Consider the following 25,121-nt stretch of genomic DNA (forward strand, 5'->3'; position numbering starts at 1 on the left):
TCCAGGATCGGCCCGCCGCCGGGGCTGTCGCCCAGGCCCACGGTCGGGTATCCTTCCAGGCATGAACCACCTCGCCCACCAGCCCGGCCTGATCGACCCCGGCGGCCGCCGCATCACCTACCTGCGGCTGTCGGTGACCGACCGCTGCGACCTGCGCTGCACCTACTGCATGGCCCCGCACACCCGCTTCGTGCCGCGCCCCGAGGTGTTGAGCCTGGAGGAGATGGCCCGTCTGGCCGAGGCGGCGGCGCTGGCCGGGGTGCGCAAGATCCGCCTGACCGGCGGCGAGCCGCTGGTCCGGCGCGGCGTGATGACCCTGATCGAGCACCTTGGGGCCCTGGTCGCCGACGGCCGGCTCGACGAGCTGACCCTGACCACCAACGCCAACCATCTGCCCGCGCACGCCGCCGGGTTGGCCGCCAACCACATCCGGCGGATCAACCTCTCGCTCGATTCGCTCGACCCGGGCACCTACCGCGCGCTGACCCGGGGTGGCGACCTGGGGCGCGCCCTGGCCGGCCTCGCCGCCGCCGAGCGGGCCGGCCTTGCGGTGCGCCTGAACTGCGTCGCCGGGCCCTGGCTGGACCTGTCCGAGGCGACCCGGCTGGTCCGCTTCGCCGCCGCACGGGGCCACGCCGTGGCCTTCATCGAGACCATGCCGCTGGGCCCCCAGGCCGACGCCGCGCCGGGTCCCGACCTCGCCCCCCTGGCCGAACACCTTAAGGCCACCTTCGACCTCAGGCCGACCCCCGCCGACAACCCCGCCGCCGGTCCCGCCCGCTGGCTGGTCGGCCCTGGCGGAACGCCCCGGGTCGGCCTGATCGTGCCCTCCGGCCCCGACTTCTGCGCCGCCTGCAACCGCCTGCGCCTGACCGCCACCGGCCGCCTGCACCCCTGCCTGGGCCATCCGGCGAGCCACGACCTGAAACCCCTGGTCCGCGCCGGGGCCGACCTGGCCACCCTGGCCCGGGCCCTGGCCGAGGCGGTGCGGGCCAAGCCGGCCCATCACCTGATGGACAGCCGCCCGCCCGACCACCAGATGAACCACACCGGCGGCTGAGACTCCGCCGGCGCTGGTCGCGGGGCCGGGGGGTGGTTATAGTGGGGGCCGTTCCCGCTGGCCCGACCCGGAGCCCCGATGTCGCCGACCCGCATCGCCTTTGCCGCCGCCGACACCCAACCGGCCCAGGAGGCATTGGCCCGGCTGGTTGCCCGCTATGGCAACGCCAACGCCGACACGGCCGAGGTCATCGTCGCCCTGGGTGGCGACGGCCTGATGCTGGAAACCCTGCACGCCCACCTCGACCGCTGCCCGCCGATCTACGGCATGCACCGGGGCTCGGTGGGCTTTCTGATGAACGACTACACCGAGGACGACCTGCCCGAACGTCTGGCCCAGGCCCACCCGGTGGTCCTGCACCCCCTGCGCATGATCACCCGCGATGGCGCCGGCGAGGTGTTCGAGGCGCTGGCGGTCAACGAGGTCTCGCTGCTGCGCTCGACCCGCCAGGCGGCCAAGCTGACCATCAGCATCGACGGCAAGGTGCGCCTGCCCGAGCTGATCTGCGACGGGGCGCTGGTCTCCACCTCGGCCGGCAGCACCGCCTACAACCTGTCGGCCCACGGCCCGATCCTGCCCATCGAGGCCAACGTGCTGGCCCTGACCCCGATCAGCGCTTTCCGCCCCCGGCGCTGGCGCGGCGCCATCCTGCCCCACACCGCCGAGGTGCGCTTCGACATCCTGGAAGCCGACAAGCGCCCGGTGAACGCGGTGGCCGACTACACGGAAGTGGTCAACGCCCGCTCGGTGACCGTGCGCGAGGACCGGGGCATCTCGCTCAACGTGCTGTTCGACCCGGAGCACAACCTCTCCGAACGCATCCTGCAGGAGCAGTTCCAACCGTGACCCTGACCCGCGACAGCCTGAAGGCCGGCGCCCTGCAGCAGCGCATCCGCGACATGGGCCTGGACAGCGACACCCTGCTCAGCGAGGAGGAACTGTGCGCCTCGCGCCATGCCACCCTGGCCCAGGCACCGCCCGAGGCGATTCGCGACGGGGTGTGGGTGTTCGGCTACGGCTCGCTGATCTGGAACCCGGCCTTCCACTACACCGAGCACGCCCTGGGCGCCATCGAGGGCTTCCACCGCGCCTTCTGCCTGTGGACCTCGCTGGGCCGGGGCACACCGGACAAGCTGGGCCTGGTGCTCGGCCTGGAGAACGGCGGCGCGTGCCAGGGCGTGGCCTACCGGGTGGCGCCCCAGGCGGTGGACGAGGAATTGGCCATCGTCTGGCGGCGCGAGATGATCACCGGCGCCTACCGCCCGAGCTGGGTGCCCTTCACCGAGGCGCCCGGCGGTCCCACCCGCCCGGCCCTGGCCTTTGTCATCAACCACGACCATCCGCGCTACGCCGGCCACCTGCCGGAGGCGACCATCGTCCACCACTGCGCCACCGCCGCCGGCTTCCTCGGCCCCTGTTCGGAGTACCTGTTCAACACCGTGGCCCACCTGGACGAGCTGGGCATCGCCGACCCGACGCTGAGCCGTCTGGCCGAGGGCGTGCGGGCCCATCAGGCGGAACACGGGGTGCCCCACGTACCGGAGGACGAGTCGTCCTCACCCGGGGGTTGAACATCCCGTCGCCGGGGCCAGATATTCAACGTTGCCCCCGGCGCCGCCCCGAATAAATGGGAGACTTTCGGGCGCGCCAGCCGAACCCCGGCCGAGGGGCCCGTTCCTTCCGGGAGGGAAAATCCATGCGCATCCGTCTGCTGGCCACGCTGCTGCTGGCCGCCACCGTCGCCGCGCCCGCCATCGCCCAGGCCGCCGAGTGCACGTCCAACAGCTTCCGGCCCACCTTCGTGCGCCACAACATCAATTCCCCGCAGGTCTTCTATGTCGAGCCGAGCGGCGGCTTCACCGCCATGGGCTCGCCGCAACAGGCCCAGGACACCTGCATCCAGCGCGGTGTGCGCCAGCGCATCAGCGGGCGCGACTGCACCAGCCGCAACTGGGGTGATTTCGGCTGCGGCTGCAACATCACGCCGGCCCGCAACAGCACCTGCGCCAACTTCCAGCGCTTCCTCGGGGTGCGCTGAGCCGGGCCCGTGCACCGGGGCTCAGGCCGGCTGAAGGTGCACCTGAACGTCGCGCGGCGCCGCCCGGTAGGGGGTGGAGGTGACCAGCACCGTCGCCCCCGCCCGGGCGAAGTCGGCGGCGTTGCCGGGACCGATGCCCCCGGCGGCGGCAACCACCGTCGCCGGGGCCACCTCGGCCAGCCGGGCCACCACCCGGGCCACCGCCGGGGGCGGGAACTTTTCCAGTTGCACCACGTCGGCGCCGGCCCGGGCCACCGCCTCGGCGTCGTCGGCGTCGGTCACCTCGACCACGACGCGCTTTTCCGGGCAGGCCGCCTTGAGGGCGCCCAGCCACTCGGCCAGCGGCTTGCCGGGGTCGAGGAAGGCGCGGTGCTCGGCGAACACCAGCACCGTCTCCGACAGCCCCAGGCGGTGCGGATCGGCGCCCCCGGCGAGGATCGCCGCCACCGCCAGGGCGCGGCCGCCGGGCGGCGTCTTCCGGGTGCAGGCGATGCGCGCCCGCGGGTTCACGGCGCGCGCCGCGGCCACCATGTCGGCCGCCACGGTGGCCATGCCGGCGCTGGTTTCAAGCACCGTCTGGGCCACCTTCCAGGCGCCGTGCAGAGCCTCGGCCGGGCCCTCGACGGCAAGGATGGGGTCGCCCGGGGCCAGCCGGTCGCCGTCCATGGCGCGCCGCTCGACGTGCGCCCCGAGCAGCCCGAACAGCCGCGCCGCCGGGTCCAGCCCGGCCAGCACCAGGGGATCGCGGGCGGCCATGCTCAGGCGCCCCGGACGGCGCCCGATGCCCAGGGCCCGCGTTGTCAGGTCACCCAGCGGCAGGTCCTCGGCGAGCAGGCGTTCCAGCACGGAGTCGGACAGACGCGGTCCCATTCTCAAGACGCCTCCTGGGCGGACGTGGGGGTGTGATCGGGCGGCAGCCTGAGGGCGATCAGGTTGCTGACCAGCATGGCGGCGGCCAGGAACCAGAACACCGTGACCAGCCCGAAGGCATCGGCCAGCAGGCCGCCGATCAGCGGTGCCAGGGCCGACAGCCCGGCCTGCACGCCGAACAGCAGGCTGGTCGCCGAGCCACCCAGGTTGGCCGGCGTGATGTCCATCATCCACGAATGGATGACCGGCCGGATGGCGTACATGACAAAGCCGAGCACGGTCACCCCGGCGACGAACAGCACCGGCCGTCCGGCCAGGGCCAGGGCCAGGATGACCACCGTGCTCAGGCCCAGGCCGGCGATCACGATGCGTCGCCGGCCGATGCGGTCCGACAGCACCCCGGCCGCCGGCCCGGCGATCACCCCGCCGGCCTGCATGGCGGCCAGGGCGGCACCCATGGCCAGCGGCGACAGACCCAGGTCGTTGGCCAGATAGAGCGGCAGGAAAGCGAGCAGCCCGCTTTGCGCCATGGTGCGAAAGCCGGCCATCAGGGCCAGCCCGAGCACCGCGCGGTCACGCACCACCTTCACCATGCCGCCGAAATAGCCCGCCAGGCTGACCTGCTGGTGGTCGCCGGCGGCTCCGGTGCGGCGGCTGGCCAGGGTGCGCCACAGCACCCAGGCCACCGCCCCCACCGGCAGCGCCGCCAGAGCCGCCGCCGGCCCCCAGGCCATCACGGCGAGCAGGGCGCCGGCGGCCAGCGGGGCCAGGGCATCGCCCAGGTTGGCGCCCAGGGCATGGACCGACAGCACATAGCCCCGGTTGGCCGGATAGCGCCGCGACAGCCAGGAGATGGCCGCCGGGTGCCACAGGTTGTTGCTGGCCGCGATCAGGGCGACCAGCAGGGCGAGCACGGTGTAGTCCCGGGTCAGCGCGAAGCCGGCCAGCCCCAGGGCGCCGGCGATCAGGGCCACCGTCTGCCACAGCACCCGCCGCCCGGTCACGTCGACCAGGAAGCCCGAGGCGATGTTGATCACCACGCTGGTGGCGTGGAACACCGCCACCAGGGCGCCGGCCTGGGCGTAGGACAGCCCCAGGTCCTCGGTGATGAAGGGCAGCACGAGGTAGAACACGGCGGCGATCCAGTGGACGCCGGCGTGACCCAGGCCGACCACGGCAACCGGGGCTTGCTCGGGACCGGCCAGACCGGTCCACTTCAGGGCTTTGGTGACGGGCACGAAACGGTTTCCTGGCAGAAATGTGAAAGCAAATCCCGAGCGATCCGGAACGGATCGCGACGACGATTTGCGTCATTTTCAAGACTCCATGGCCAGGGCTTAGGACACTTCGGCCCGTCTGGCAAACGACGAAGCGCAATCGCCCCCCTCACCCGGGGCTGCGATAGCGCACCGGGCGTCCCTTGCCGTCGTGGGCCTTGCCGATGATCAGCCGGACCATCACCACCAGACTGTGGAGGGCGTCGATCAGCAGCACCACCACGCCCAGGCCGACCAGCATCGGGTCGAGGGTGATCTGGCCGAGGAAAATCAACGACAGGCCGCCAACCAGCAGACCCAGGTCGATCAGCCCATGGACGATGTTGCCGAGATAGAAGTGGTGGATGCCGACCACCCCGAAGATGCCGCACAGGGCCACCGCCACGCCGAAGCTCTTGGGGCTTTCCGTCTGGGGTGGCCCGGCCGGGCCGCTGGGGTTGGTGAAGCCGCACCTGGGGCAGGCGGCGGCGAGGCTCGGCATGGCGGTGCCGCAGGCCATGCAGTACTTGGTGCCCGGGCGGATGCCGGCCGGACCCTTGACGTCGATTGCCACGGTGTGCCTCCCCGCGCCCAGCCCCTAGAGCGTTTTGCGCTTGAACGGAATCACTGTCTTCAGGGGTCCGGTTCGCAAAACGCTCTCGATTCAATAATTTAGAGCACGGCCCCGCGTTTAAACCGTTTAAACGGGGTCACTTTGCGACCCCGTTTAAACGCGACGTGCTCTAGCGCTTCAGGGGCAGGCCGTTCTTGTCCTTGAACGAGCCGACCAGGATCATCACGAAGTCGATCAGGGTCCAGATGCCGAACGCCCCCAGGGTGAGCAGCATCAGGATGCCGGTGACGATCTTGCCGACATAGAAGCGGTGGATGCCGAACGAGCCGAGAAAGAAGCAGAGCAGCGCCGCCGGCACCATGCCCTTGTCCGACACCCCCATGCTGGCCGCCGGGTTGGGCGCCCCGCAATGGGGGCAGGCGGCGGCGGTGACGGCCATCTGGCCGCCGCAGGTGGCGCAGTGGATCAGCCCGCCCGGCGTCGGCGCGGCGGGGGCCCCGCTGGCAGGCTGGGCGGCGGACGACGGGGCGGCAGCATCGGCCATGACGTGGGTTTCCCTCCAAGGACATGGGCTGCACCGACCGGGGCCATGGGTCCCTCACCCGCCCCGGGCGGCTGGCAGAGGAGAAAGTGTAGCCGCTTTCGCCCCGCCGGACCACCACGCCGGGACCCGGCGCGGGCAAAAAAAAGCCGTGGGGACAAGGCCCCACGGCTCGGAGTCTAGGGAGGAAACGTCCAGAAAGCGCAACCCGGGACCCACCGGTCCGGCAGCTCCCGTGCTGCACTGCAAAAGCTATCACCGGGCCGGCGGGCCTCGCAAGCCTATTTTTTAATCGTGCCTAAAAAACATTCATTGACCGGGATTGGGCATCCCCTGGCACGGCGTTTGCTGATTACCCGGGGACTGAAGCCCCCCGACCCGGACTCCCCGCCATGACCACCGCCCGCCCCCTGCTTCCGCCGCTCTGCCTCGCCCTGGCCCTGCTTGCCGCCCTGCTCCCGGCGGCGGCGCGGGCCGGCACGGCCGATCTGTGCCGCGCCGCGGCGGCCCGGCAGGAGGCCGCCCACGGCCTGCCGGAGCACCTTCTGTCGGCCATCGCGCTGTCGGAATCGGGGCGCTGGGACCCGGCCCGGGGGGAAAGTTATGCCTGGCCGTGGACCGTCACCAACGGCGGACCGGGCAGGTATTTCCCCACCAAGGCCGCCGCCCTGGCCGAGGTGCGCCGCCTGCAGGCGGCCGGCGAGACCAACATCGACGTCGGCTGCCTGCAGATCAACCTGGGCTACCACGGGCAGCACTTCGCCTCGCTCGACGCCGCCTTCGACCCCGACACCAACGCCGCCTACGCGGCCGACTTCCTGAGCCGCCTGTACGCCGAAAGCGGCAGTTGGCGCACCGCGGCGGCGCACTATCATTCGCGCACGCCGCATCTGGGGGCGCGCTATCAGGCCAAGGTGGTGCGCCTGTGGAACGCCGAGAAGGCGCGCGGTCCCCTCGCCCCGACCGCACCCCAGGCGACCGACGACGGCCGCGCCGTGGCCGCCGAGATCGCCGCCGCCGCCCGCGCCGAGGCCCAGGCCCGGGCCGCCGCCGTGCAGGCCGAGGCGGAACGCCGGGCCGCCGAACTGGCCCGCGAACGCACCGTGAAGCAGGCCCACCGGGTGGCCGATCTGGCCCGCGCCAAGGCGCTGGCCGAGCTGTGGCGGGAACGCCGGCTGGCCGCCTGGAAGGCGCGCCAGGAGCAGGACGATTCCTGATCCGTCCCCCGCTCCGGCGCCCCCGGACCGGGCATGATCCGGGCATGGTCCGGGCATGGTCCGGGCATGGTCACGCCCTCGTCACCCCCAGCCCCTTGCGCCTGGGGCGATCAATGTTAGTCTTTCCCAATCAGGATTTCCCGACACCACCCGGCGCGCGACACCATGACGCCGCCGTGCCGGTGGTTGCCGCCGGACCCGTCCAGGGGCCCCGGTGACCGAGCCCGCAAGCCACCCGGACCCCTCCCCGCCGACCCCTGGGTGCGCTCCCGCCATCGCCATCGCCTTCCTCCCGCCGACCCGTGTCCAGGGGGCCCAGACGAGACAGCGTATGCCCGACGCGCGCCACCCCACCGACCCACTGCCCCGCCTCGACACCCTCGGCCTGCGTGCCCTGGTGTTCGACCTGGACGGCGTCGTCACCTCCACCGCCCGTCTCCACTTCGGGGCCTGGAAGGCGCTGTTCGACGCCTACCTGGAAACCCGTGACGGCCCCGGCTTCGCCCCCTTCACCGAGGCCGACTACATGACCCTGGTCGATGGCCGGCCGCGCTACGAGGGGGTGGCCAAGTTCCTGGCCAGCCGGGGCATCGAGCTGCCCCACGGCAGCCCCAACGATGCACCCGAGGCCGAGACCGTGTGTGGCCTGGGCAACCGCAAGAACATCCACTTCAACCACCTTTTGACCACCCAGGGGGCGGAGGTCTTTCCGTCCTCGGTGCGGCTGATCGAGCGCCTCAAGGCCAAGGGACTGGCGATGGCCGTCAACTCGTCGTCGCGCAACTGCCAGCGGGTGCTGGAAACCACCGGCCTTTTGCCCCTGTTCGACGCCGTCGTCGATGGCGTCTACGCCGATGAGCACGGCCTGCCCGGCAAGCCCCAGCCCGAAACCTTCCTCGCCGCCGCCCGACTGGTCGGCGCCGAACCGGCGACCGCCGCCGTTTTCGAGGACGCGGTGGCCGGGGTGCGCTCGGCCCGGGCCGGCGGCTTCCGACTGGTCGTCGGCATCGACCGGGGGGCCGGCCGCCAAGCCCTGCTCGACGGCGGCGCCGACGTGGTGGTCACCGACCTGGGAGAATTCAACCTTGACTGATCGACGCCCCACCCCGCCCCTGACCCCGGTCGCCGAGCTGCCCTCGGCGCTCGACGACTTCGCCGGCTTCACCGCCGCCCTTGAGGGCCGCACCCCGGCCATCTTCCTCGACTACGACGGTACCCTGACCCCGATCGTGGCGCGCCCCGAGGACGCCGTGCTCGACCCGGCCGGGCGGGCCATCGTCGCCGAGCTGGCCAAGCGCCTGCCGGTGGCCGTGGTCTCCGGACGCGACCGCCCGGACGTCGAGAAACTGGTCGGCATCGACGGGCTGATCTACGCCGGCTCGCACGGCTTCGACGTGACCATCCCCGGCCACGGCACGCTGGATCACGAGGGCATCGCCGACCTGGGCGGCCTTCTGGACAGCGTCGAGGCCCACCTCAGGCGCCATCTGGACCCCATCGCCGGGGCCCTGATCGAGCGCAAGAAGTTCTCCATCGCCGCCCACTACCGGCAGGTCGCCGAGGCCGACTACCCGGCCTTCCGGGCCGGTCTCGACCAGGTCCTGGCCAGCTTTTCCGGCATCAAGGAGAAGCCGGGCAAGAAGGTCTTCGAGTTCCAGCCGGCCATCGACTGGGACAAGGGCAAGTGCGTGCGCCACCTGCGTCAGGCGCTGGAGTTGAACGATCCCGCCTACTGCCCGCTGTTCTTCGGCGACGACGTCACCGACGAGGACGCCTTCAAGGCGCTGCCCGACTTCGCCGGCTTCGGCGTGCTGTGCGCCCCGGCCGACTGGGCCGAGGACGACGGCACCCCCAAGCAGAGCTACGCCCGCTTCCGGCTCGATGATCCGGCCCAGGTGCTGGCCTTCCTCGACCGTCTGGGCCGCTAGAGCCGCCCACCCCCGTCCCCCCCACCCAGGAAACCGACCGCCGATGACCGAGAGGACCGCCGCCCTTCCCCACCCTGGCGACCCCGCCTGGACCCTGGCCTATGAAGGGTTCGCGCCGGAGCAGCAGGGCCTGCGCGAGGCTCTGACCGCGATCGGCAACGGCTACATGGTCAGCCGGGGCGCCCTGCCCTGGGAGCGCGGCGACGACACCCACTACCCGGCGACCTATCTGGCCGGCGGCTACAACCGGCTGATCACCCGCATCGCCGAGCGCGACATCGTCAACGAGGATCTGGTCCGTCTGCCCGACTGGTCGGGCCTGATGGTGCATTTCGACGGCGAGAACCCGATCGATCTGGCCGACACCACCTGGCGCGAGGTGCGCCACTGGCTGGACCTCAGGCACGGCGTGCTGCACCTCAGCCTGATCGCCACCGACCCCTCCGGCCGCGAGACGGCGCTCCATCTGGCCCGCGTGGTGTCCATGGACCAGCCCCATCTGGCCGCCCTCGAACTGACCCTGACGCCGCTCAACTGGTCGGGCCGGGTGGTCATCGACTCAGGGCTCAACGGGCACCTCATCAACGCCGGGGTCAAACGCTACCGGCAGCTTTCCAGCACCCACCTCGAGGCCACCGACGCCGCCACCTTCCAGGCCCACACCGACGGCCCCGACGGCCCCGGCGAGGAGGAAATGATCGCCCTGGTCAGCACCTTCAGCCAGGCCCGCCTGAGGGTCGGTCAGGCGGCCCGCACCCGGCTGCTGACCGCCGAGGGACGCTCCCACCCGGTGGAGCGCCGCGACGCCCTGGCCGAGGACGGCCGGGTGCGCCACACCCTGACCGTCCAGATGACCCACGGCGAGCCGGTGACCGTCGAAAAGGTGGCCGCCCTTTACACCAGCCGCGACACGGCCATTTCCGAGCCCGGTCTGGCGGCCCGCGAGGCGGTCGCCGAGGCCCCCCCGGCGAGCGCCCTGGTCGCCGCCCACGGCGCCACCTGGGAGCGCCTGTGGCAACAGGCCGACGTGGTCTTCGAGGTCGACGACCCCGAGGTCGACCCGGCCACCGTGCAGATGAACGTGCGCCTGCACATCTTCCACCTGTTGCAGACCCTGTCGCCCCACTCGGCCGATCTCGATGTCGGCGTGCCGGCGCGCGGCTGGCACGGCGAGGCCTATCGCGGCCACGTCTTCTGGGACGAGCTTTTCATCCTGCCCTTCCTCACCCTGCACTTCCCGGAGATCAGCGCCGCCATGCTGCGCTACCGGGCGCGGCGCCTGCCCAAGGCGCGGGCGGCGGCGCGCGCCGCCGGCCACGGCGGCGCCATGTTCCCCTGGCAGAGCGGCTCGGACGGCCGCGAGGAAAGCCAGGTGATGCACCTCAACCCGCGCTCCGGACGCTGGATTCCCGACAACACCTGGGTCCAGCGCCACGTCAGCCTGGCCATCGCGGTGAACGTGGCCAACCATCTGGCGGCGACCGGCGACCAGGGCTTCCTCGACAATTTCGGGGCCGAGCTGCTGATCGACATCACCCGCTTCTTCGCCAGCCTGGCCGAGCACGACCCGGCCACCGACCGCTATTCGATCCATCAGGTGATGGGCCCCGACGAGTACCACGACGGCTATCCCGAGGGGCATCGGCTGGCCGGCCGCACCGCGCTGTCCAACAACGCCTACACCAACGTGCTGGTGGCCTGGCTGATGGGCACCGCCGGCGACCTGCTGGCCGGCCTGGAGGCGGCCCGGCGCGACCAGATCATGGGCCGCCTGGGAATCGCCCCCGAGGAACCCGACCGCTGGGCCGAGATGGCCAAAAAGATGGTCGTGCCGGTGATGGACGACGGGGTGCTGGAGCAGTTCGAGGGCTACGCCGAGCTCAAGGAATTCGACTGGGAGGGCTACCGGGCCCGCTACGGCGACATCCAGCGGCTCGACCGCATCCTCGAGGCCGAGGGTGATTCGGCCAATCGCTACAAGCTGTCCAAGCAGGCCGACGCCCTGATGCTGTGCTACCTGTTCCCGGAACCGGAACTGAGCCACCTTCTGGAGCGCCTGGGCGTGCCCTTCGGACCCGAGGCGTGGCAGCGCACCATCAACACCTATCTGGCCCGCACCTCGCACGGCTCGACGCTGTCCTATCTGGTCCACGCCTGGGTCATGGCGCGCAGCCACCCGGAGGACGCCTGGGGCATGTTCAAGACCGCCCTGGCCAGCGACCTGACCGACGTCCAGGGCGGCACCACCGCCGAGGGCATCCACCTGGGCGCCATGGCCGGCACGGTCGATCTGGTCATGCGCGGCTTCAGCGGGCTGGCGGTGCGCCGCGCCGGCGACACCGTGGGCCTGCACTTCGATCCGGTGGCCAACCGGCGCGTCCGCCGGCTCGCCTTCCGGGTCCGCTTCCGGGGCCACTGGCTGGGCGTCGAGCAGACCCCGGACAGCCTGACCCTGACCCCCGGCCCCGACTGGGACCCGCGAACCCCGGTGCTGGTCGGCGGCCGGTCGATGCCCCTCGGCCCGGGCCGCCCCGAAACCATCCGGCTGACCGGCGCCCCGGCCTGACCCACCGGCGGCGCTGCCGCGCCCGGCCAGCCGCTCAGCGGGCGAACTGGGCCCGGTAGAGGGTCGGCGTGGTCGACAGGCGGCGGCGGAAATGGTGGCGCAGCGTCGCCGCCGAGCCGAAGCCCGAGCCGGCGGCGATCTCCTCCATGCCCAGCCGCGTCGTTTCCAGCAGATCGCAGGCGTGGGCCAGCCGCTCGGCGGTCACCCACTCGGCCGGGGTCATGCCGGTGGCCTCGGAGAAGCGGCGCAAGAAGGTGCGCGGGGCCAGTCCGGCGCGCCGGCTGAGGCGGTCCAGCGACAGGTCCTGATCGAGCGAGGCGCGCATCCAGTCGAGCAACTCGGCCAGCCGGGCGCTGCCATCGCTGGCCACCGGGCGGCGCACGAACTGCGCCTGACCGCCCCCCCGGTGCGGCGGCACCACCAGCCCGCAGGCGATGGCGTTGGCCGCCTGCGGGCCAAGGTCGCGGCGCACCAGATGCAGGCACAGGTCGATCCCGGCGGCGCTGCCGGCCGAGGTCAGGATGTCCCCCTCGTCGACATACAGCACGTTGGCCTCGAAGACGACGCCGGGATGGCGGCGGGCGAAATCGTCGGCCAGCCGCCAGTGGGTGGTGGCCCGGCGTCCGGCCAGCAACCCGGCCGCCGCCAAAACATAGGCGCCGCCGCAGATGGAGACCATGCGCGCCCCGCGCCGGTGGGCCGCCGCCAGGGCCTCGGCAAGCCGCCCCGGCACCTGGTGATGGGGCCGCCGCCAGCCCGGCACAATCACCGTCGTGGCATCCTCCAGCAGTTCCAGGCCGCCCCCGGGGGTGACCGTCAGCCCGCCCTGGGCGTGCAGCGCACCGGGCTCGCCGGCCACCGTGGCGACGGTGTAGGGGGGCGCCGGGTCGCCGGACCAGGCGGCGCCGAAAACCTCCACGGCGATGCCGTACTCGAAGGTGCACAGGCCGTCGTAGGCCAACACCGCCACCCGGTGGGGCGGCTTGCTGGTGGCGTGCTTTGTCATGATCTTCACGATAAGTGTCAATCGCGCCACTTGCCAGTTTTTTCCACCAACCCGAGAGTTGCCCCGACGCACCCAAAGCCACGCGCCACCGGTCCGCATCGTCTTGCGGCTCGGAGCGATCAGGCGACGCGGCGCCGGACAGGGAATGGGGAGACAGCAAGATGGCAGGAACACCCGCGACGGGCGAAGGGGGCCGGCCGGCGCCGCGCGACGGGGTCAAGCCGGCGCTCCGCGACGGGGGCGGAGCGGCGTCCCTCGCCATCGGCCTGGTCCTGGCATCGAGCCTGTTCTACGTGGCCGGATACAGCCTGACCAAGGTGCTGGTGGAAACCCATGGCCTGGCCCCCTTGCAGGTCACCTTCCTGCGCTGCCTGATGGTCCTCGCCGCCGCCGGCCTGGCCACCGGGTGGCCGGCCGCCCGGCTCACCTGGCGGCGTATCCTGACCCCCCGCAAGGCCTGGCTGCAACGCGCCGCGGCGGCGGCCCTGGTCACCACCAACGTGCTGACCATCGTCGCCTACAGCACCATGCCGGTGACCATCGCGGCGGCGCTGGGCTTCCTCACCCCACTGATGCTGACCGCCCTCAGCGGCTGGCTGCTGCGCGAGCCGGTCGCCGCCGGCCGCTGGGCGGGCACCCTGCTCGGCTTCCTCGGCATGCTGCTGATCGTCCGGCCGAGCGCCAGCCCACCGGCGCTCGGCCTGCTCGCCGCCCTGGGCGCGGCGCTGTCCTACGCCCTCTACCAGATCGCCACCCGGCGGCTGCGCGACGCCGCCCTGAGCCATGACGGGGCGATCCAGGTGGCGGTGGTCGGCAGCCTCGTGCTGCTCGTCCCGGCATTCCTGCTGTGGCAGCCGGTTCCGGCCCCGGCCTGGGGCCTCACGGTCGGCTTCGTGGTCGTGCAGACGGCCGGCCTGGTCTGCCTCAACGCCGCCCTGCATCGGGGCGAGGCGTCGCGTCTGGCGCCCTGGCAGTTCTCCGGCCTGCTGTGGGCGATGGGGATCGATCTGCTGCTGTTCTCGACCCTGCCGCCGGCACTGTCGGTGCTGGGTGGCGGGCTGATCGTCGCCGGCGGCCTGTTGGCCCAGCGCCGCGCCAGGAGGCCGACGCCCAGCGGCGACCCCAGCCGATGACTTCAGCCGATGACTTCAGCCGTCGAGATCGAGGAAGCGGACCAGGAAGTGTTCGGGCGGGGCGCCGGAGGCACCAACCCGGCGGATCTCGACCCGGCCCCGCCGGCTCTCCATCTCGGTCCACTCGACGCCGGCCCAGCGCTCCGGGTGGGCCAGCAGGCACCCCCCGTCCGCCGCCCCGCCCTGGGCGCAGTCCTCACACCCCAGCACCTGGGGACAGGCCATGCCGGCCGCCACCGGACCATCCATGCGCCGGGCAAAGGCCCGGTTCCATTCGACCAGCCGCGCGTCCGGGGCGAACACCGCCACCGGCACCGCGATCAGGTCGAGCAGCAGCCCCTCCAGGCGTTGGGTGCGGGCCAGGGTTTCGCGCTCCTGGTTGAGGTGGCGGCGCAGGATGGCCACCTCGGAGCGGTCGAGGCCGGTGACCACGGCGCCCACCGGCCGCCCGGAGGGGTCGAGGTAGGGGTAGAGTTGGACCATCACCTCGCGCCCGTGCAGAACCTGGGTGAACTGGTCGCGCGGCCCGCCGGCGATGACCCGGCTCAGGCGGTCGATCAACCGGCCGCCCAGATCGTCCTGCGTCGCTTGGCCCAACACCTGCCCCAACACCTGCCCGAGCGCGTCCTCGTCCAGGCCGAACAGCTCGCCCGCCTGGGCGTTGAGGCGGCGGATGCGCAGGTCGGGGTCGATCAGCAGGAAGGCCAGCCCGATGGTCGACTGGATGTTGTCGAGGTCGCTCTGCGCGGCGGCCAACTCCTCCGACTTGCCGAGCAGTTCCTCGTTGACGGTGATCAACTCCTCGTTGGTCGACTGAAGCTCCTCGTTGGCGGTTTCCAACTCCTCGTTGGTCGAGTGAAGCTCCTCGTTGCTGGCCTGGAGTTCCTCGTTCAGGGACAGCAGTTCCTCGTTCGACGTCTCCAGCTCCGAGACCACCGCCTTGAGGTTCTCCTGCGAGGTCTCAAGGTCGGACTCAAGCTGCGCCACCTGACCGCGCAGGCTGAGCGCCTCGCCCGCCTCGCCGCCGGGAGCCAGGACAACCGGCCGGGTCTCGCCGAGAAAGCTGATGACGGCGTGCGGATGGCGGGTCGGGCCGGCCCCGATCGGCCGCATCAGGATGCGGAAGCCGTTGCCGGCGCGCCCCTTGAGGCCGCTGATCTCGACCGGGGCGCCGTCGCGGAACAGCTTGGACAGCCCGGCCCGCAAGGTGGGGCGCAGGGTCTCGCCGGCCAGCCGCACCACGTTGAGCCCGGCCGCCCCGGCATAGGGGGAAAGGAACGGCGAGACGTCGCCGAACACGTGCAACACCTCCAGGCGCTCGTCGACGATCACCGAGGGCGGCGCGAAGGTTTCGAGCAGGCTTTGCGAGAGCACGTCGCCGGGCCTTGAGCGGCGCTCCACCACCGGCTCGGACTCGCCGCTGGGCAGCCGCACGGCGGGGGGAATCTCCGGTTGCCTGCCCTGCGGCAGCACCCGGCGGCGAAAGATGCGCAGCCGGGTGTCCACCGGCTCGAACAGGTCGTTGGCGGCGGCGACGCTTTCCGAGCGGCCGAGGAACAGCAGGCCGCCCGGGGCCAGGGCGAAGTGCAGCATTTCCAGCAACTGGCGTTGCAGGTCGGGCTCGAAGTAGACCAGGGTGTTGCGGCAACTGACCAGATCCAGCCGCAGGAACGGCGGGTCCTCGATCAGGTCGTGGCGGGCGAAGATGACGCAGTCGCGCACCGGCTTGGCGACCAGCACGTTCTCGCCCTGGCGGTGCAGGTAGTCGTCGGCCAACTCCACGGGCAGGCTGGCGGCGCTGGCCAGGGCATAGGTGGCCTGGCGGGCGATGGCGATCATGTCGGCGTTGATGTCGGTGCCGAACACCTGGACCTGGGCATCGCTGGCGCTCAGCCGGATGGCCCGATGGACCAGCATGGCAATGGCATAGGCTTCCTCGCCCGAGGCGCAGCCCGGCACCCAGGCCCGCACCCCCTGGCCGGGGTCGCGGTTCTCGACCAGCTTGCGGATCTCCACCGCCAGACCGCCGAAGGCATCGGCGTCGTGGAAGAAACCGCCGGCCGAGAGCAGCATGTCGCGGAACAGCAGATCGGCCTCGTGCGGGGTGCTCTCGACCACATCGACGTAGGCGGGGAAGTCGAACACCTCCAGGGTCTGCATGCGCCGCCGCGCCCGGCGCAGCACCATGGCCCGTTTGTAGCGCCCGAAGTTGACCCCGGAGCGCTTGCGCAGGCACCGCACCAGCCGCTCCACGGCGGCCAACTCCTCGGGCACCATTTCCTGGCTGACGATCTGCCGCTGGCGTTGCAGCAGGCGGGGCAACTCCCGGGCAATGCGCTCGGCGGGCAGGATCAGGTCGACCAGCCCGGTCTCGATGGCGGCCCGGGGCATGCCGTCGTACTTGGCGTTGTCCGGCGACTGGGCCAGGACCAGACCGCCGGCGGCGCGCACGGCGCGCACCCCGTGCGCCCCGTCCGAGCCGGTCCCGGAGAGGATCACGGCGATCGCCCGCCGCCCGAAGGTGCGCGCGATGGAGGCCAGCAGGGCATTGACCGAGGGCTTGGGACCCAGGCTGCGGGCCGGCTCGACCAGCCGGATGGTGTTGCCGACCACCGAGATGTCGCGGTTGGCCGGGCAGACGAAGACGCGCCCGGCCTCCAGCACCCGATGGTCGGACGCCTCGAGCACCGGCAGGTCGGTCTCGCGCTGCAACAGGTTGACAAGGTGGCTGTGGTGGGTCGGCGACAGGTGCTGGGCGACGATGCAGCACACCGGCAGGTCGGGCCCAAGGGCCGACAGGAACCGACTGAGGGCCTCCAGGCCGCCGGCCGAGGCCCCGATGCCAACCACATGGATCGGCGTGCCCAGATCGTCGGTGGTCTCGGCCGCCAGACGGTCGTCGTCTGGCGGGTCGGGTGGGGGGGTAGGAGAGTGATCGGGTGGGGGGGTGGGAGAGTGGTCGGGTGGGGGAGCGGAAGAGTGGTCGGGCGGGGGAGAGAGGGAGGAATCAGCGGCGTCCCCGGCGACCGGCGGGATCATATCCGTGCCCCCGACCGTCGCCGCGGGCCGGTCGGCCGTGCCGTTCCCCTCATCGCCCGGCGCCCTGGAAGCCGGATCCGGCCTTTCGGGCACCCCGTCCTCGCGTTCGGTCACGGTTCATCTCCAGGCGGCTCGGTGATGCGCCACCCCTTCCAGGAATACGTTGGTGAGCCGGCGCTTTTTTCCAGTGGCAGGACAAAAAAAAGGACCCCGCCGGCAACCCCGCCCGGCCTCGCGGCGGCGCTTCGACCCTTGCCCCCGGGCAACGGGCCGGGTATCACTCCGCACCATCCGCGCCCTCCGTGCCGGCCGCCGGCCCTGCCCGCCAGGGCGGCCGCGCCCCCGCCGGCCGGCCGCTCCGCCGCCGAGGCCCCCACCTTTTCGTCAACAGGCCCTGACCCCATGCACGACATCATCCGCCAGTTGGAAGAGACCCGCGCCGCGGCCCGCCTGGGCGGCGGCGAGCGCCGCATCGAGGCCCAGCACAAGAAGGGCAAGCTGACCGCCCGCGAGCGCATCGACGTCCTGCTCGACGCCGGATCGTTCGAGGAATGGGACATGTTCGTGCGCCACCGCTGCACCGACTTCGGGATGGGCGACACCCAGGTGCCCAGCGACGGCGTGGTCACCGGGCATGGCACCATCAACGGCCGCCAGGTGTTCGTCTTCAGCCAGGACTTCACGGTGTTCGGCGGCTCGCTGTCGGAGGCCCACGCCGAGAAGATCTGCAAGATCATGGACAAGGCGATGCAGGTCGGGGCGCCGGTGATCGGGCTCAACGATTCCGGCGGGGCGCGCATCCAGGAAGGGGTGGCCAGCCTGGCCGGCTATGCCGAGGTGTTCCAGCGCAACGTCATGGCCTCGGGCGTCATCCCGCAGATCAGCATGATCATGGGGCCGTGCGCCGGCGGCGCCGTCTACTCGCCGGCGATGACCGACTTCATCTTCATGGTCGAGGACAGCTCCTACATGTTCGTCACCGGCCCCGAGGTGGTGCGCACGGTGACCCACGAGGAAGTCTCGGCCGAGGAGTTGGGCGGCGCGGCCACCCACACCGGGCGCTCCGGCGTCGCCGACATGAGCTTCGCCAACGACGTGGAGGCGCTGCTCGAACTGCGCCGCTTCATGGACTTCCTGCCCGCCTCCAACCGCGAGGCGCCGCCGGTCAAGCCGACCGAGGACCCCTCGGAGCGCCAGGAGCCGGCGCTCGACACCCTGATCCCCGACAACCCCAATCAGCCCTACGACATGAAGGAGCTGATCGAGAAGGTGGTCGACGAGCACGACTTCCACGAGGTGGGCGCCAGGTTCGCCGGCAACATCATCACCGGCTTCGGGCGCATGGAAGGGGCCACCGTGGGCATCGTCGCCAACCAGCCGATGGTGCTGGCCGGCTGCCTGGACATCGACAGCGCCAGGAAGGCGGCCCGCTTCGTGCGCTTCTGCGATGCCTTCAACATTCCCCTTCTGACCTTCGTCGATGTCCCCGGCTTCATGCCCGGCACCGCCCAGGAGTACGGCGGCATCATCAAGCACGGCGCCAAGCTGCTCTATGCCTATGCCGAGGCGACCGTGCCCAAGGTCACCCTGATCACCCGCAAGGCCTACGGCGGGGCCTATGACGTGATGTCCTCCAAGCACCTGCGCGGCGACGTCAACTACGCCTGGCCGAGTGCCGAGATCGCGGTCATGGGGCCCAAGGGCGCGGTGGAGATCATCTTCCGCCAGGAGGCCGGCGACGCCGGCATGATCGCGGCGCGCACCGAGGAATACCGGCGCCTGTTCGCCAATCCCTTCGTCGCCGCCTCGCGCGGGTTCATCGACGACATCATCAAGCCCAGGAACACCCGGGCCCGGCTGATCAAGGCGCTGAACATGCTGAAGACCAAGAAGCTCGAGAACCCCTGGCGCAAGCACGGCAACATCCCGCTTTAGGCGCGCCCTCCCGCCCGCCTTCCGCCCTCCATCGCGTTCTTCATCGAGACAAGGCCAGACCATGCCCGTGTTCGACAAGATTCTCATCGCCAACCGTGGCGAAATCGCCTGCCGGGTGATCAAGACCGCCCGCCGCATGGGCATCCGCACGGTGGCCGTCCATTCCGAGGCCGACGCCGACGCCCTGCATGTGAGCATGGCCGACGAGGCGGTGGCCATCGGCCCCGCCGCCTCGGCCGAGAGCTATCTGGTGATCGACAGGATCGTCGAGGCGTGCCGGAAGACCGGCGCCCAGGCGGTCCACCCGGGCTACGGCTTCCTGTCCGAGAACAAGGCCTTCGCCGAGGCCCTGGCGGCCGAGGGCATCGCCTTCATCGGCCCCGGCCCGTGGGCCATCGAGGCGATGGGCGACAAGATCGCCTCCAAGGAGCTGGCGGCCAAGGCCGGGGTGAGCACCGTGCCCGGCCACATCGGCATCATCCAGGACGCCGACGAGGCGGTGCGCATCGCCGAGGAGATCGGCTTCCCGGTGATGATCAAGGCCAGCGCCGGCGGGGGCGGCAAGGGGATGCGCGTCGCCCACACGGTGGAGGAAGCGCGCGAAGGCTTCGCCTCGGCGGTCAGCGAGGCGAAAAGCTCGTTCGGCGACGAGCGGGTGTTCATCGAGAAGTTCATCACCGAGCCGCGCCACATCGAGATCCAGGTGCTTTCCGACGGCGAGACCTGCCTCTACCTGGGCGAGCGCGAATGCTCCATCCAGCGGCGCCACCAGAAGGTGATCGAGGAAGCCCCCTCGCCCTTCCTCACTCCCGAGGTGCGCCAAAAGATGGGCGAGCAGGCGGTCGCCCTGGCCAAGGCGGTGGACTACAAGAGCGCCGGCACGGTGGAGTTCATCGTCGACGCCGACCGCAACTTCTATTTCCTGGAGATGAACACCCGCCTGCAGGTGGAGCACCCGGTGACCGAGATGATCACCGGCCTTGATCTGGTCGAATGGATGATCCGCATCGCCGCCGGCGAGAAGCTGGACCTGACCCAGGATCAGGTGAGCCTGAACGGCTGGTCGATCGAGGCGCGCATCTACGCCGAGGACCCCTTCCGCAACTTCATGCCCTCGATCGGCCGGCTGGTCCGTTTCATCCCGCCCGAGGAGCAGGCCGGCCATGTGCGGGTCGATACGGGAGTCGAGGAAGGCGGCCAGATCAGCATGTACTACGACCCCATGGTGGCCAAGCTGATCACCCACGCCGCCTCGCGCGAGATGGCCATCGCCCAGATGCGCATGGCGCTGGACGAGTTCTACATCCGGGGCATTTCGCACAACATCCCGTTCCTGGCGTCGGTGATGAGCAAGGAGCGCTTCGTCAAGGGCCACCTGACCACCAACTTCATCGCCGAGGAATACCCGGACGGCTTCCACGTCGCCGACCTGCCGCCGGACGACCCCACGGTGCTGGTCACCGTCGCCGCCGTGGTGCATCGCATGCACATGGACCGCGACGCCCACATCTCCGGCCAGCACCCCAAGCACGAGAAGAAGACGCCGGAAGACTGGGTGGTGCGCCTGGGCGACACCAACCACCCGGTGCGCATCCGGATGCGCGACGACGGCGCCTTCCTGATCCACGTCGATGACGAGGACGTGGTCATGCAGACCGCATGGCGCTTCGGCCAGCCGCGCTTCTTCGGGCGCCTGAACGATGCCCCGGTGTGCGTGCAGATCGACCGCGAGGGGGTGGGCTACCGGCTGTTCCACGCCGGCGCCCAGGCCCGCGCCGTGGTCATGACCGCCACCGCCGCCGGCTACGCCGCCCTGATGCCCAAGAAGGCGCCGCCCGACCTGTCGCGCTTCCTGCTCTCGCCGATGCCGGGCCTGCTGGTCCGTGTCGAGGTGGAAGTGGGTCAGGAGGTGAAGGCCGGCGAGCGCCTGGCGGTGGTCGAGGCGATGAAGATGGAAAACGTGCTGAAGGCCGAGCGCGACGGCACGGTGAAGTCGATCGCCCGCGAGCCGGGGGCCAGCCTGGCCGTCGACGAGGTCATCCTCGAGTTCGAGTGAGGGCGGGCCCGCAAGCCAGCGCAAATCCCGAGCGATCCGTTGCGGATCGCTCGGGATTTGCTCAAACGCGATCAACGCTCCCGTGGGCTCAGTTCGTCCGCCAGTTCGGGATGACGATCCAGCAGGGTCAGCAACTGGATGGTCGGGCCGCTGGGCTCGATCAGGTTGCGTTCATACTTGTCGAAGGCCTTGGGACCGACCCTGAACAGCGCCCCGGCCGCCCGCTGGCTGAGCCGCAGCTTGGCCCTGATGCGCCGGATGGTGGCCGGCGACGGCACCCCGTCGATCCGTTCCTTCAGGGTTCGCAGCGCCGCATCGGCGACCGCCATATCGTCGCCCACATGTACCGATTCCCCCTCGCCCTCGGGGTAATAGCCGGGAAGATCGACCGTCATCTCGCGCCCCCCGTAGCGCACCGTGAACGGCCGCACATCGCGACGCAAGGTGACACCGGTCTCGGGGCACGGCATGGTCGGCGGCAGGGAGCGTTTCTTCTCGGCCACGTTCATTTCTCCTTGAACGCCATCACCCTGAACTCGGTCACCACGTCGGCCTGAAACTTGACGTACAGCAACAGATCATCGACCGGGACATGGTAGACGTCCTGCCACAGGCGATGGTCGGCGTGGGTTGTCATCGACTTGCGGAACATGGGCCGGGTGATGCCACGGATGACATCCACGATCGCCGCCCGTCCGAAACCCAATGCCAAAGCGTCGGCATAAGCCGAGCCTGTGATCGCCAAGCTGTCCGCCGACCCAATGGCGGCCTGGATGGCCGCCAGATCGTAGGTCGGCTTGCGCTTCTCCATTTCCCGACTATGCCACCATGGTGGTGGCAACGCAACGGTCAGGGCGTTGCCTTGATCGCCGTGGCCAGGGTGTCGAACAGCTCGGCGATCTGCCCCTGGGTGATGATGAAGGGCGGCGACAGGGCGATGATGTCGCCGGTCACGCGGATCATCAGCCCGGCCTCGTAGCAGCGCACCATCACCTCGTAGGCCCGCTTGCCGACCTCGCCGGGGCGGCTTTCCAGCTCGATGCCGGCGACCAGCCCCAGGTTGCGGATGTCCTTGACGTGGGGCAGCCCTTTAAGGGCATGGGCCGATTCCTCCCAGATCGGAGCCAGCTCGGCGACCCGCTGGAAGAGGCCCTCCTCCTGGTAGGTGTCGAGGCTGGCCAGGGCCGCCGCGGTGGCCACCGGGTGGGCCGAGTAGGTGTAGCCGTGGAACAGCTCGATCAGGTGCTCCGGCCCCTGCATGAAGGCGTCGTGGACGCGCCCGCTGGCGAACACCGCGCCCATCGGCTGGGTGCCGTTGGTCAGCCCCTTGGCGGTGGTCACCAGATCGGGCTGGACCCCGAAACAGTCCACCGCGAAGGGCGTGCCGAGGCGCCCGAAGCCGGTGATCACCTCGTCGAAGATGAGCAGGATGCCGTGCTTCTCGGTGATCTCGCGCAGCCGCTTCAGATAGCCCTTGGGCGGCGGCAGCACGCCGGTCGAGCCGGCCATCGGCTCGACGATCACGGCGGCGATGGTCGAGGCGTCGTGCAGGGCGACGATGCGCTCCAGATCGTCGGCCAGATGCGCCCCCCACTCGGGCTCCCCGCGCGAAAAGGCCTGATGTTCCAGGCTGTAGGTGTGGGGCAGGTGGTCGACGCCCGGCAGCAGCGGGCCGAAGGTCTTGCGGTTGCTGACGATGCCGCCCACCGAGATGCCCCCGAAGCCGACCCCGTGATAGCCCCGCTCGCGGCCGATCAGCCGGGTGCGCGCCGAGTCGCCCCGGGCCCGGTGATAGGCCAGGGCGATCTTCAGCGCCGTGTCGACCGATTCGGAGCCCGAGTTGGTGAAGAACACATGGTCCAGATCGCCGGGCATCATGTCGGCCAGCCGCGAGGCCAGCTCGAAGGCCCCCGGGTGGCCGAACTGGAAGGCCGGGGCGTAGTCCAGGGTGGCCACCGCCTTCTGCACCGCCTCGACGATGCGCGGCCGGGCGTGGCCGGCGTTGACGCACCACAGGCCGGCGGTGCCATCCATCACCTGCCGCCCGTCGTGGCTGGTGTAGTGCATGTCCTTGGCCGAAACGAGCAGGCGCGGCGCCGCCTTGAACTGGCGGTTGGCGGTGAAGGGCATCCAGTGGGCGGCCAGATTGAGCCGGTTGTCGCCGTCAAGGGTGCGCTGGGACATGGCAGGGGGCTCCGTCGCGAGGGGCGTCAAGAATTTCGAACACGGGAGGGTATCCGCTTCCCGCCCGGGCTGTCCAGACCGGCGGCGAGCACCTTGCGCATGACGGTGGGCAGGGGGTGCCCGGCCAGGGCCTGGGGCGGCACCCAGAGCAGACCCGCCGGGGCCGGCGTGGCGGCGGCCACGCTCGCCCGGAGCACGGTCAGTTCGAGATGGAAATGGGTGAAGGTGTGGCGCACCGTCCTGGACAGCCGCCGCCAGTCGGCCGACAGCGGCGGCCGGGGGGCGGGCGCGCCTTGCTCCGTCCAGTCGCTGCCCGGCACCTCGGCCATGCCGCCGAGCAGGCCGCTGGGCGGCCGGCGACCCAGAAGCACCGCCCCGTCGCCCGCCCGAATCGCCACATAGGCCAGCCCGAGGCGGGTCGGCTTGGCCTTTTTCGGGGCCCGGCGCGGCAACTCGGCGGCCAGGCCCAGGGCGTGCCCCCGGCAGTCGCCGACCAGGGGACAGCGCGGACAGTCGGGACGGCGCGGGGTGCAGATCAGCGCCCCCAGGTCCATCAGCGCCTGGGCATGGTCGCCGGGCCGGACGGTGGGCGTAAGCGCGGCGGCATGGCGGCGCAACAGGGGCTTGGCGGCGGGCAGCGGGGTTTCCTCGGCGAACAGGCGGGCCATCACCCGCTCGATGTTGCCGTCGAGCACCGCCGCCGGGCGGTCGAAGGCGATGGCGGCGACGGCGGCCGCCGTGTAGGGGCCGATGCCGGGCAGCTTGGCCAGCCCTGCCTCGCTGTCGGGAAAGCGCCCGCCCAGCTCCCCCGCCACCACCCGGGCGCAACGGATCAGGTTGCGCGCCCGGGCGTAGTAGCCGAGCCCCGCCCAGGCGGTGAGGATGGCCTGATCGTCCGCCCCGGCAAGGGCGTGCACATCGGGCCAGCGCCCGGTGAAGGCGTGGAAGTAGGGCCCCACCGTGGCCACCGTGGTCTGCTGGAGCATGATCTCCGACAGCCACACCCGATAGGGGTCGGGAACCTCGCCGGGGCGGGCCCGCCAGGGCAGGACGCGGGCGTTGGCGGCGTACCACCGGGCAAGGGCCGGGGCAACACGGTCGGGGCGGGGCGGCGGCGGGCTCATCCCCGTCATGTAGCCTTGGCCGGGCGGTGCCACAACGGGATATACTCCGCCCCATGAGCGACCCCACGACCGTCCCCCCCCGTCGCACCACCGGCACCACCCTGGCCGGACCGCGCGCCCTGTCGGCGATCAGCCAGCGCCTGACCCGGCCGCTGATGCGCAAGCGCGGCCTCTCGGTGGCCGACCTCAAGGCCGACTGGCCGGCCATGGTGGGGCCCGATCTGGCCCGCCTCTGCCTGCCCCTGCGCCTGAGCTTCCCAAGGGGCGAAAAAAGCCACGGCACCCTGACCGTGGCCGTCACCTCGGGCGCCGTGGCCACCCTGCTCGAACACCGCAACCGGCAGATCATCGAGCGCGTCAACACCTACCTGGGGCGCCCGGCACTGGCCCGCCTCGCCTTCCGCCAGGGCGGCATCACCCCGCCCCGCCCCGCCCCGCCGCCGCCCGTTCCCTCGCCGGCCGCCGAGGCCCGGCTGCGCCAGTCCCTGGCCGATCTGCCCGACGGCCCGGTGAAGGAGGCCCTGGGCCGCCTGGGGCGCACCCTGGCCGCCCGCGATCAACGCTGACCCCCCTTGTTGGCGCCGGCCAAAAAAG

22 protein-coding genes are annotated in these 25,121 nt (G+C 71.2%); 12 read left to right on the plus strand and 10 right to left on the minus strand.

The genetic code is table 11. From position 1 onward, the window contains the following. The first annotated feature begins 61 nt into the window (after positions 1 to 61). From moaA to BLR95_RS11150, 4 genes are all read left to right on the plus strand, one after another. Positions 62 to 1,060 carry a GTP 3',8-cyclase MoaA gene (gene moaA / locus BLR95_RS11135; RefSeq protein ID WP_218119539.1) on the plus strand — a complete coding sequence of 333 codons (999 nt, stop codon included), beginning with the start codon at positions 62 to 64 and terminating at the stop codon, positions 1,058 to 1,060. A 78-nt stretch (positions 1,061 to 1,138) separates the two neighbouring features. Further along, complete coding sequence (locus BLR95_RS11140) at positions 1,139 to 1,906, plus strand: NAD kinase (RefSeq protein ID WP_092619896.1); 768 nt, start codon at positions 1,139 to 1,141, stop codon at positions 1,904 to 1,906. Next, positions 1,903 to 2,631, plus strand: coding sequence for a gamma-glutamylcyclotransferase (locus BLR95_RS11145; RefSeq protein WP_092619899.1), 729 nt, complete (start codon positions 1,903 to 1,905; stop codon positions 2,629 to 2,631). The genes BLR95_RS11140 and BLR95_RS11145 overlap by 4 nt, the downstream gene beginning before the upstream one ends. 125 nt (positions 2,632 to 2,756) lie before the next feature. Continuing rightward, complete coding sequence (locus BLR95_RS11150; RefSeq protein ID WP_092619902.1) at positions 2,757 to 3,098, plus strand: hypothetical protein; 342 nt, start codon at positions 2,757 to 2,759, stop codon at positions 3,096 to 3,098. A gap of 21 nt (positions 3,099 to 3,119) precedes the next feature. On the opposite strand, the gene modD is transcribed toward BLR95_RS11150, so the two are convergent. The 4 genes from modD to BLR95_RS11170 all read right to left on the minus strand — a co-directional run bounded on the left by modD (position 3,120) and on the right by BLR95_RS11170 (position 6,342). After that, a complete protein-coding gene (modD, locus tag BLR95_RS11155) occupies positions 3,120 to 3,968 on the minus strand; it encodes a ModD protein (protein WP_092619905.1) in 849 nt (282 codons plus the stop codon). Positions 3,969 to 3,970: 2 nt separating this feature from the next. Then, positions 3,971 to 5,206 (minus strand): MFS transporter, encoded by a 1,236-nt coding sequence (locus tag BLR95_RS11160; protein ID WP_176787799.1) that lies wholly within the window; start codon positions 5,204 to 5,206, stop codon positions 3,971 to 3,973. 148 nt (positions 5,207 to 5,354) lie between these two features. After that, positions 5,355 to 5,798, minus strand: coding sequence for a TM2 domain-containing protein (locus BLR95_RS11165; RefSeq protein ID WP_092619911.1), 444 nt, complete (start codon positions 5,796 to 5,798; stop codon positions 5,355 to 5,357). A 169-nt stretch (positions 5,799 to 5,967) separates the two neighbouring features. After that, positions 5,968 to 6,342, minus strand: a complete 375-nt coding sequence (locus BLR95_RS11170) for a TM2 domain-containing protein (RefSeq protein ID WP_218119540.1) — start codon at positions 6,340 to 6,342, stop codon at positions 5,968 to 5,970. A 389-nt stretch (positions 6,343 to 6,731) separates the two neighbouring features. On the opposite strand from BLR95_RS11170, the gene BLR95_RS11175 reads away from it, so the two are divergent. The 4 genes from BLR95_RS11175 to BLR95_RS11190 all read left to right on the plus strand — a co-directional run bounded on the left by BLR95_RS11175 (position 6,732) and on the right by BLR95_RS11190 (position 12,050). Further along, the gene (locus BLR95_RS11175) at positions 6,732 to 7,556 is read left to right on the plus strand and encodes a transglycosylase SLT domain-containing protein (RefSeq protein ID WP_092619914.1); all 825 of its coding nucleotides are present in this window, start codon (positions 6,732 to 6,734) and stop codon (positions 7,554 to 7,556) included. A gap of 331 nt (positions 7,557 to 7,887) precedes the next feature. After that, positions 7,888 to 8,649 carry a beta-phosphoglucomutase family hydrolase gene (locus tag BLR95_RS11180; RefSeq protein WP_092619917.1) on the plus strand — a complete coding sequence of 254 codons (762 nt, stop codon included), beginning with the start codon at positions 7,888 to 7,890 and terminating at the stop codon, positions 8,647 to 8,649. After that, positions 8,642 to 9,484: a trehalose-phosphatase gene (otsB, locus tag BLR95_RS11185; protein ID WP_092619920.1), complete on the plus strand. Its 843-nt coding sequence runs from the start codon at positions 8,642 to 8,644 to the stop codon at positions 9,482 to 9,484. Before BLR95_RS11180 ends, otsB begins: the two co-directional genes overlap by 8 nt. Positions 9,485 to 9,527: 43 nt before the next feature. Further along, positions 9,528 to 12,050 (plus strand): glycoside hydrolase family 65 protein, encoded by a 2,523-nt coding sequence (locus tag BLR95_RS11190; protein WP_092619923.1) that lies wholly within the window; start codon positions 9,528 to 9,530, stop codon positions 12,048 to 12,050. A 34-nt stretch (positions 12,051 to 12,084) separates the two neighbouring features. Here BLR95_RS11190 and ftrA read toward each other — a convergent pair whose 3' ends face one another. Then, positions 12,085 to 13,056 carry a transcriptional regulator FtrA gene (gene ftrA, locus BLR95_RS11195; protein ID WP_092620288.1) on the minus strand — a complete coding sequence of 324 codons (972 nt, stop codon included), beginning with the start codon at positions 13,054 to 13,056 and terminating at the stop codon, positions 12,085 to 12,087. Positions 13,057 to 13,217: 161 nt separating this feature from the next. On the opposite strand from ftrA, the gene BLR95_RS11200 reads away from it, so the two are divergent. After that, the gene (locus BLR95_RS11200) at positions 13,218 to 14,189 is read left to right on the plus strand and encodes a DMT family transporter (protein WP_092619926.1); all 972 of its coding nucleotides are present in this window, start codon (positions 13,218 to 13,220) and stop codon (positions 14,187 to 14,189) included. Positions 14,190 to 14,204: 15 nt separating this feature from the next. Here the strand turns inward: BLR95_RS11200 and BLR95_RS11205 are convergent, their stop codons facing one another. Continuing rightward, a complete protein-coding gene (locus BLR95_RS11205; protein ID WP_143130985.1) occupies positions 14,205 to 17,228 on the minus strand; it encodes a chemotaxis protein CheB in 3,024 nt (1,007 codons plus the stop codon). A 402-nt stretch (positions 17,229 to 17,630) separates the two neighbouring features. Here BLR95_RS11205 and BLR95_RS11210 point away from each other — a divergent pair, with 402 nt between their 5' ends. Both BLR95_RS11210 and BLR95_RS11215 read left to right on the plus strand, forming a co-directional pair. After that, a complete protein-coding gene (locus tag BLR95_RS11210; protein WP_092619932.1) occupies positions 17,631 to 19,163 on the plus strand; it encodes an acyl-CoA carboxylase subunit beta in 1,533 nt (510 codons plus the stop codon). 67 nt (positions 19,164 to 19,230) lie between these two features. Continuing rightward, the gene (locus BLR95_RS11215) at positions 19,231 to 21,219 is read left to right on the plus strand and encodes an acetyl-CoA carboxylase biotin carboxylase subunit (RefSeq protein ID WP_092620291.1); all 1,989 of its coding nucleotides are present in this window, start codon (positions 19,231 to 19,233) and stop codon (positions 21,217 to 21,219) included. A 71-nt stretch (positions 21,220 to 21,290) separates the two neighbouring features. On the opposite strand, the gene BLR95_RS11220 is transcribed toward BLR95_RS11215, so the two are convergent. The 4 genes from BLR95_RS11220 to BLR95_RS11235 are packed head-to-tail and all read right to left on the minus strand — an operon-like array spanning position 21,291 to position 24,527. Further along, on the minus strand, positions 21,291 to 21,722 hold the full coding sequence (locus tag BLR95_RS11220; protein WP_245689469.1) for a type II toxin-antitoxin system MqsA family antitoxin: 432 nt from the start codon (positions 21,720 to 21,722) through the stop codon (positions 21,291 to 21,293). A gap of 2 nt (positions 21,723 to 21,724) precedes the next feature. Beyond that, the gene (locus tag BLR95_RS11225; RefSeq protein ID WP_092619935.1) at positions 21,725 to 22,030 is read right to left on the minus strand and encodes a type II toxin-antitoxin system MqsR family toxin; all 306 of its coding nucleotides are present in this window, start codon (positions 22,028 to 22,030) and stop codon (positions 21,725 to 21,727) included. Between the two features lie 38 nt (positions 22,031 to 22,068). After that, positions 22,069 to 23,403 carry an omega-aminotransferase AptA gene (gene aptA, locus BLR95_RS11230; RefSeq protein ID WP_092619938.1) on the minus strand — a complete coding sequence of 445 codons (1,335 nt, stop codon included), beginning with the start codon at positions 23,401 to 23,403 and terminating at the stop codon, positions 22,069 to 22,071. A gap of 26 nt (positions 23,404 to 23,429) precedes the next feature. Next, positions 23,430 to 24,527, minus strand: a complete 1,098-nt coding sequence (locus tag BLR95_RS11235; RefSeq protein WP_092619941.1) for an A/G-specific adenine glycosylase — start codon at positions 24,525 to 24,527, stop codon at positions 23,430 to 23,432. Positions 24,528 to 24,580: 53 nt separating this feature from the next. Here BLR95_RS11235 and BLR95_RS11240 point away from each other — a divergent pair, with 53 nt between their 5' ends. After that, positions 24,581 to 25,093, plus strand: coding sequence for a DUF721 domain-containing protein (locus BLR95_RS11240; RefSeq protein ID WP_092619944.1), 513 nt, complete (start codon positions 24,581 to 24,583; stop codon positions 25,091 to 25,093). Positions 25,094 to 25,121 lie beyond the last annotated feature (28 nt).

The sequence above is a fragment of the Roseospirillum parvum genome (assembly GCF_900100455.1).
In the GTDB taxonomy this organism is placed as follows: Bacteria; Pseudomonadota; Alphaproteobacteria; order Rhodospirillales; family Rhodospirillaceae; genus Roseospirillum; species Roseospirillum parvum.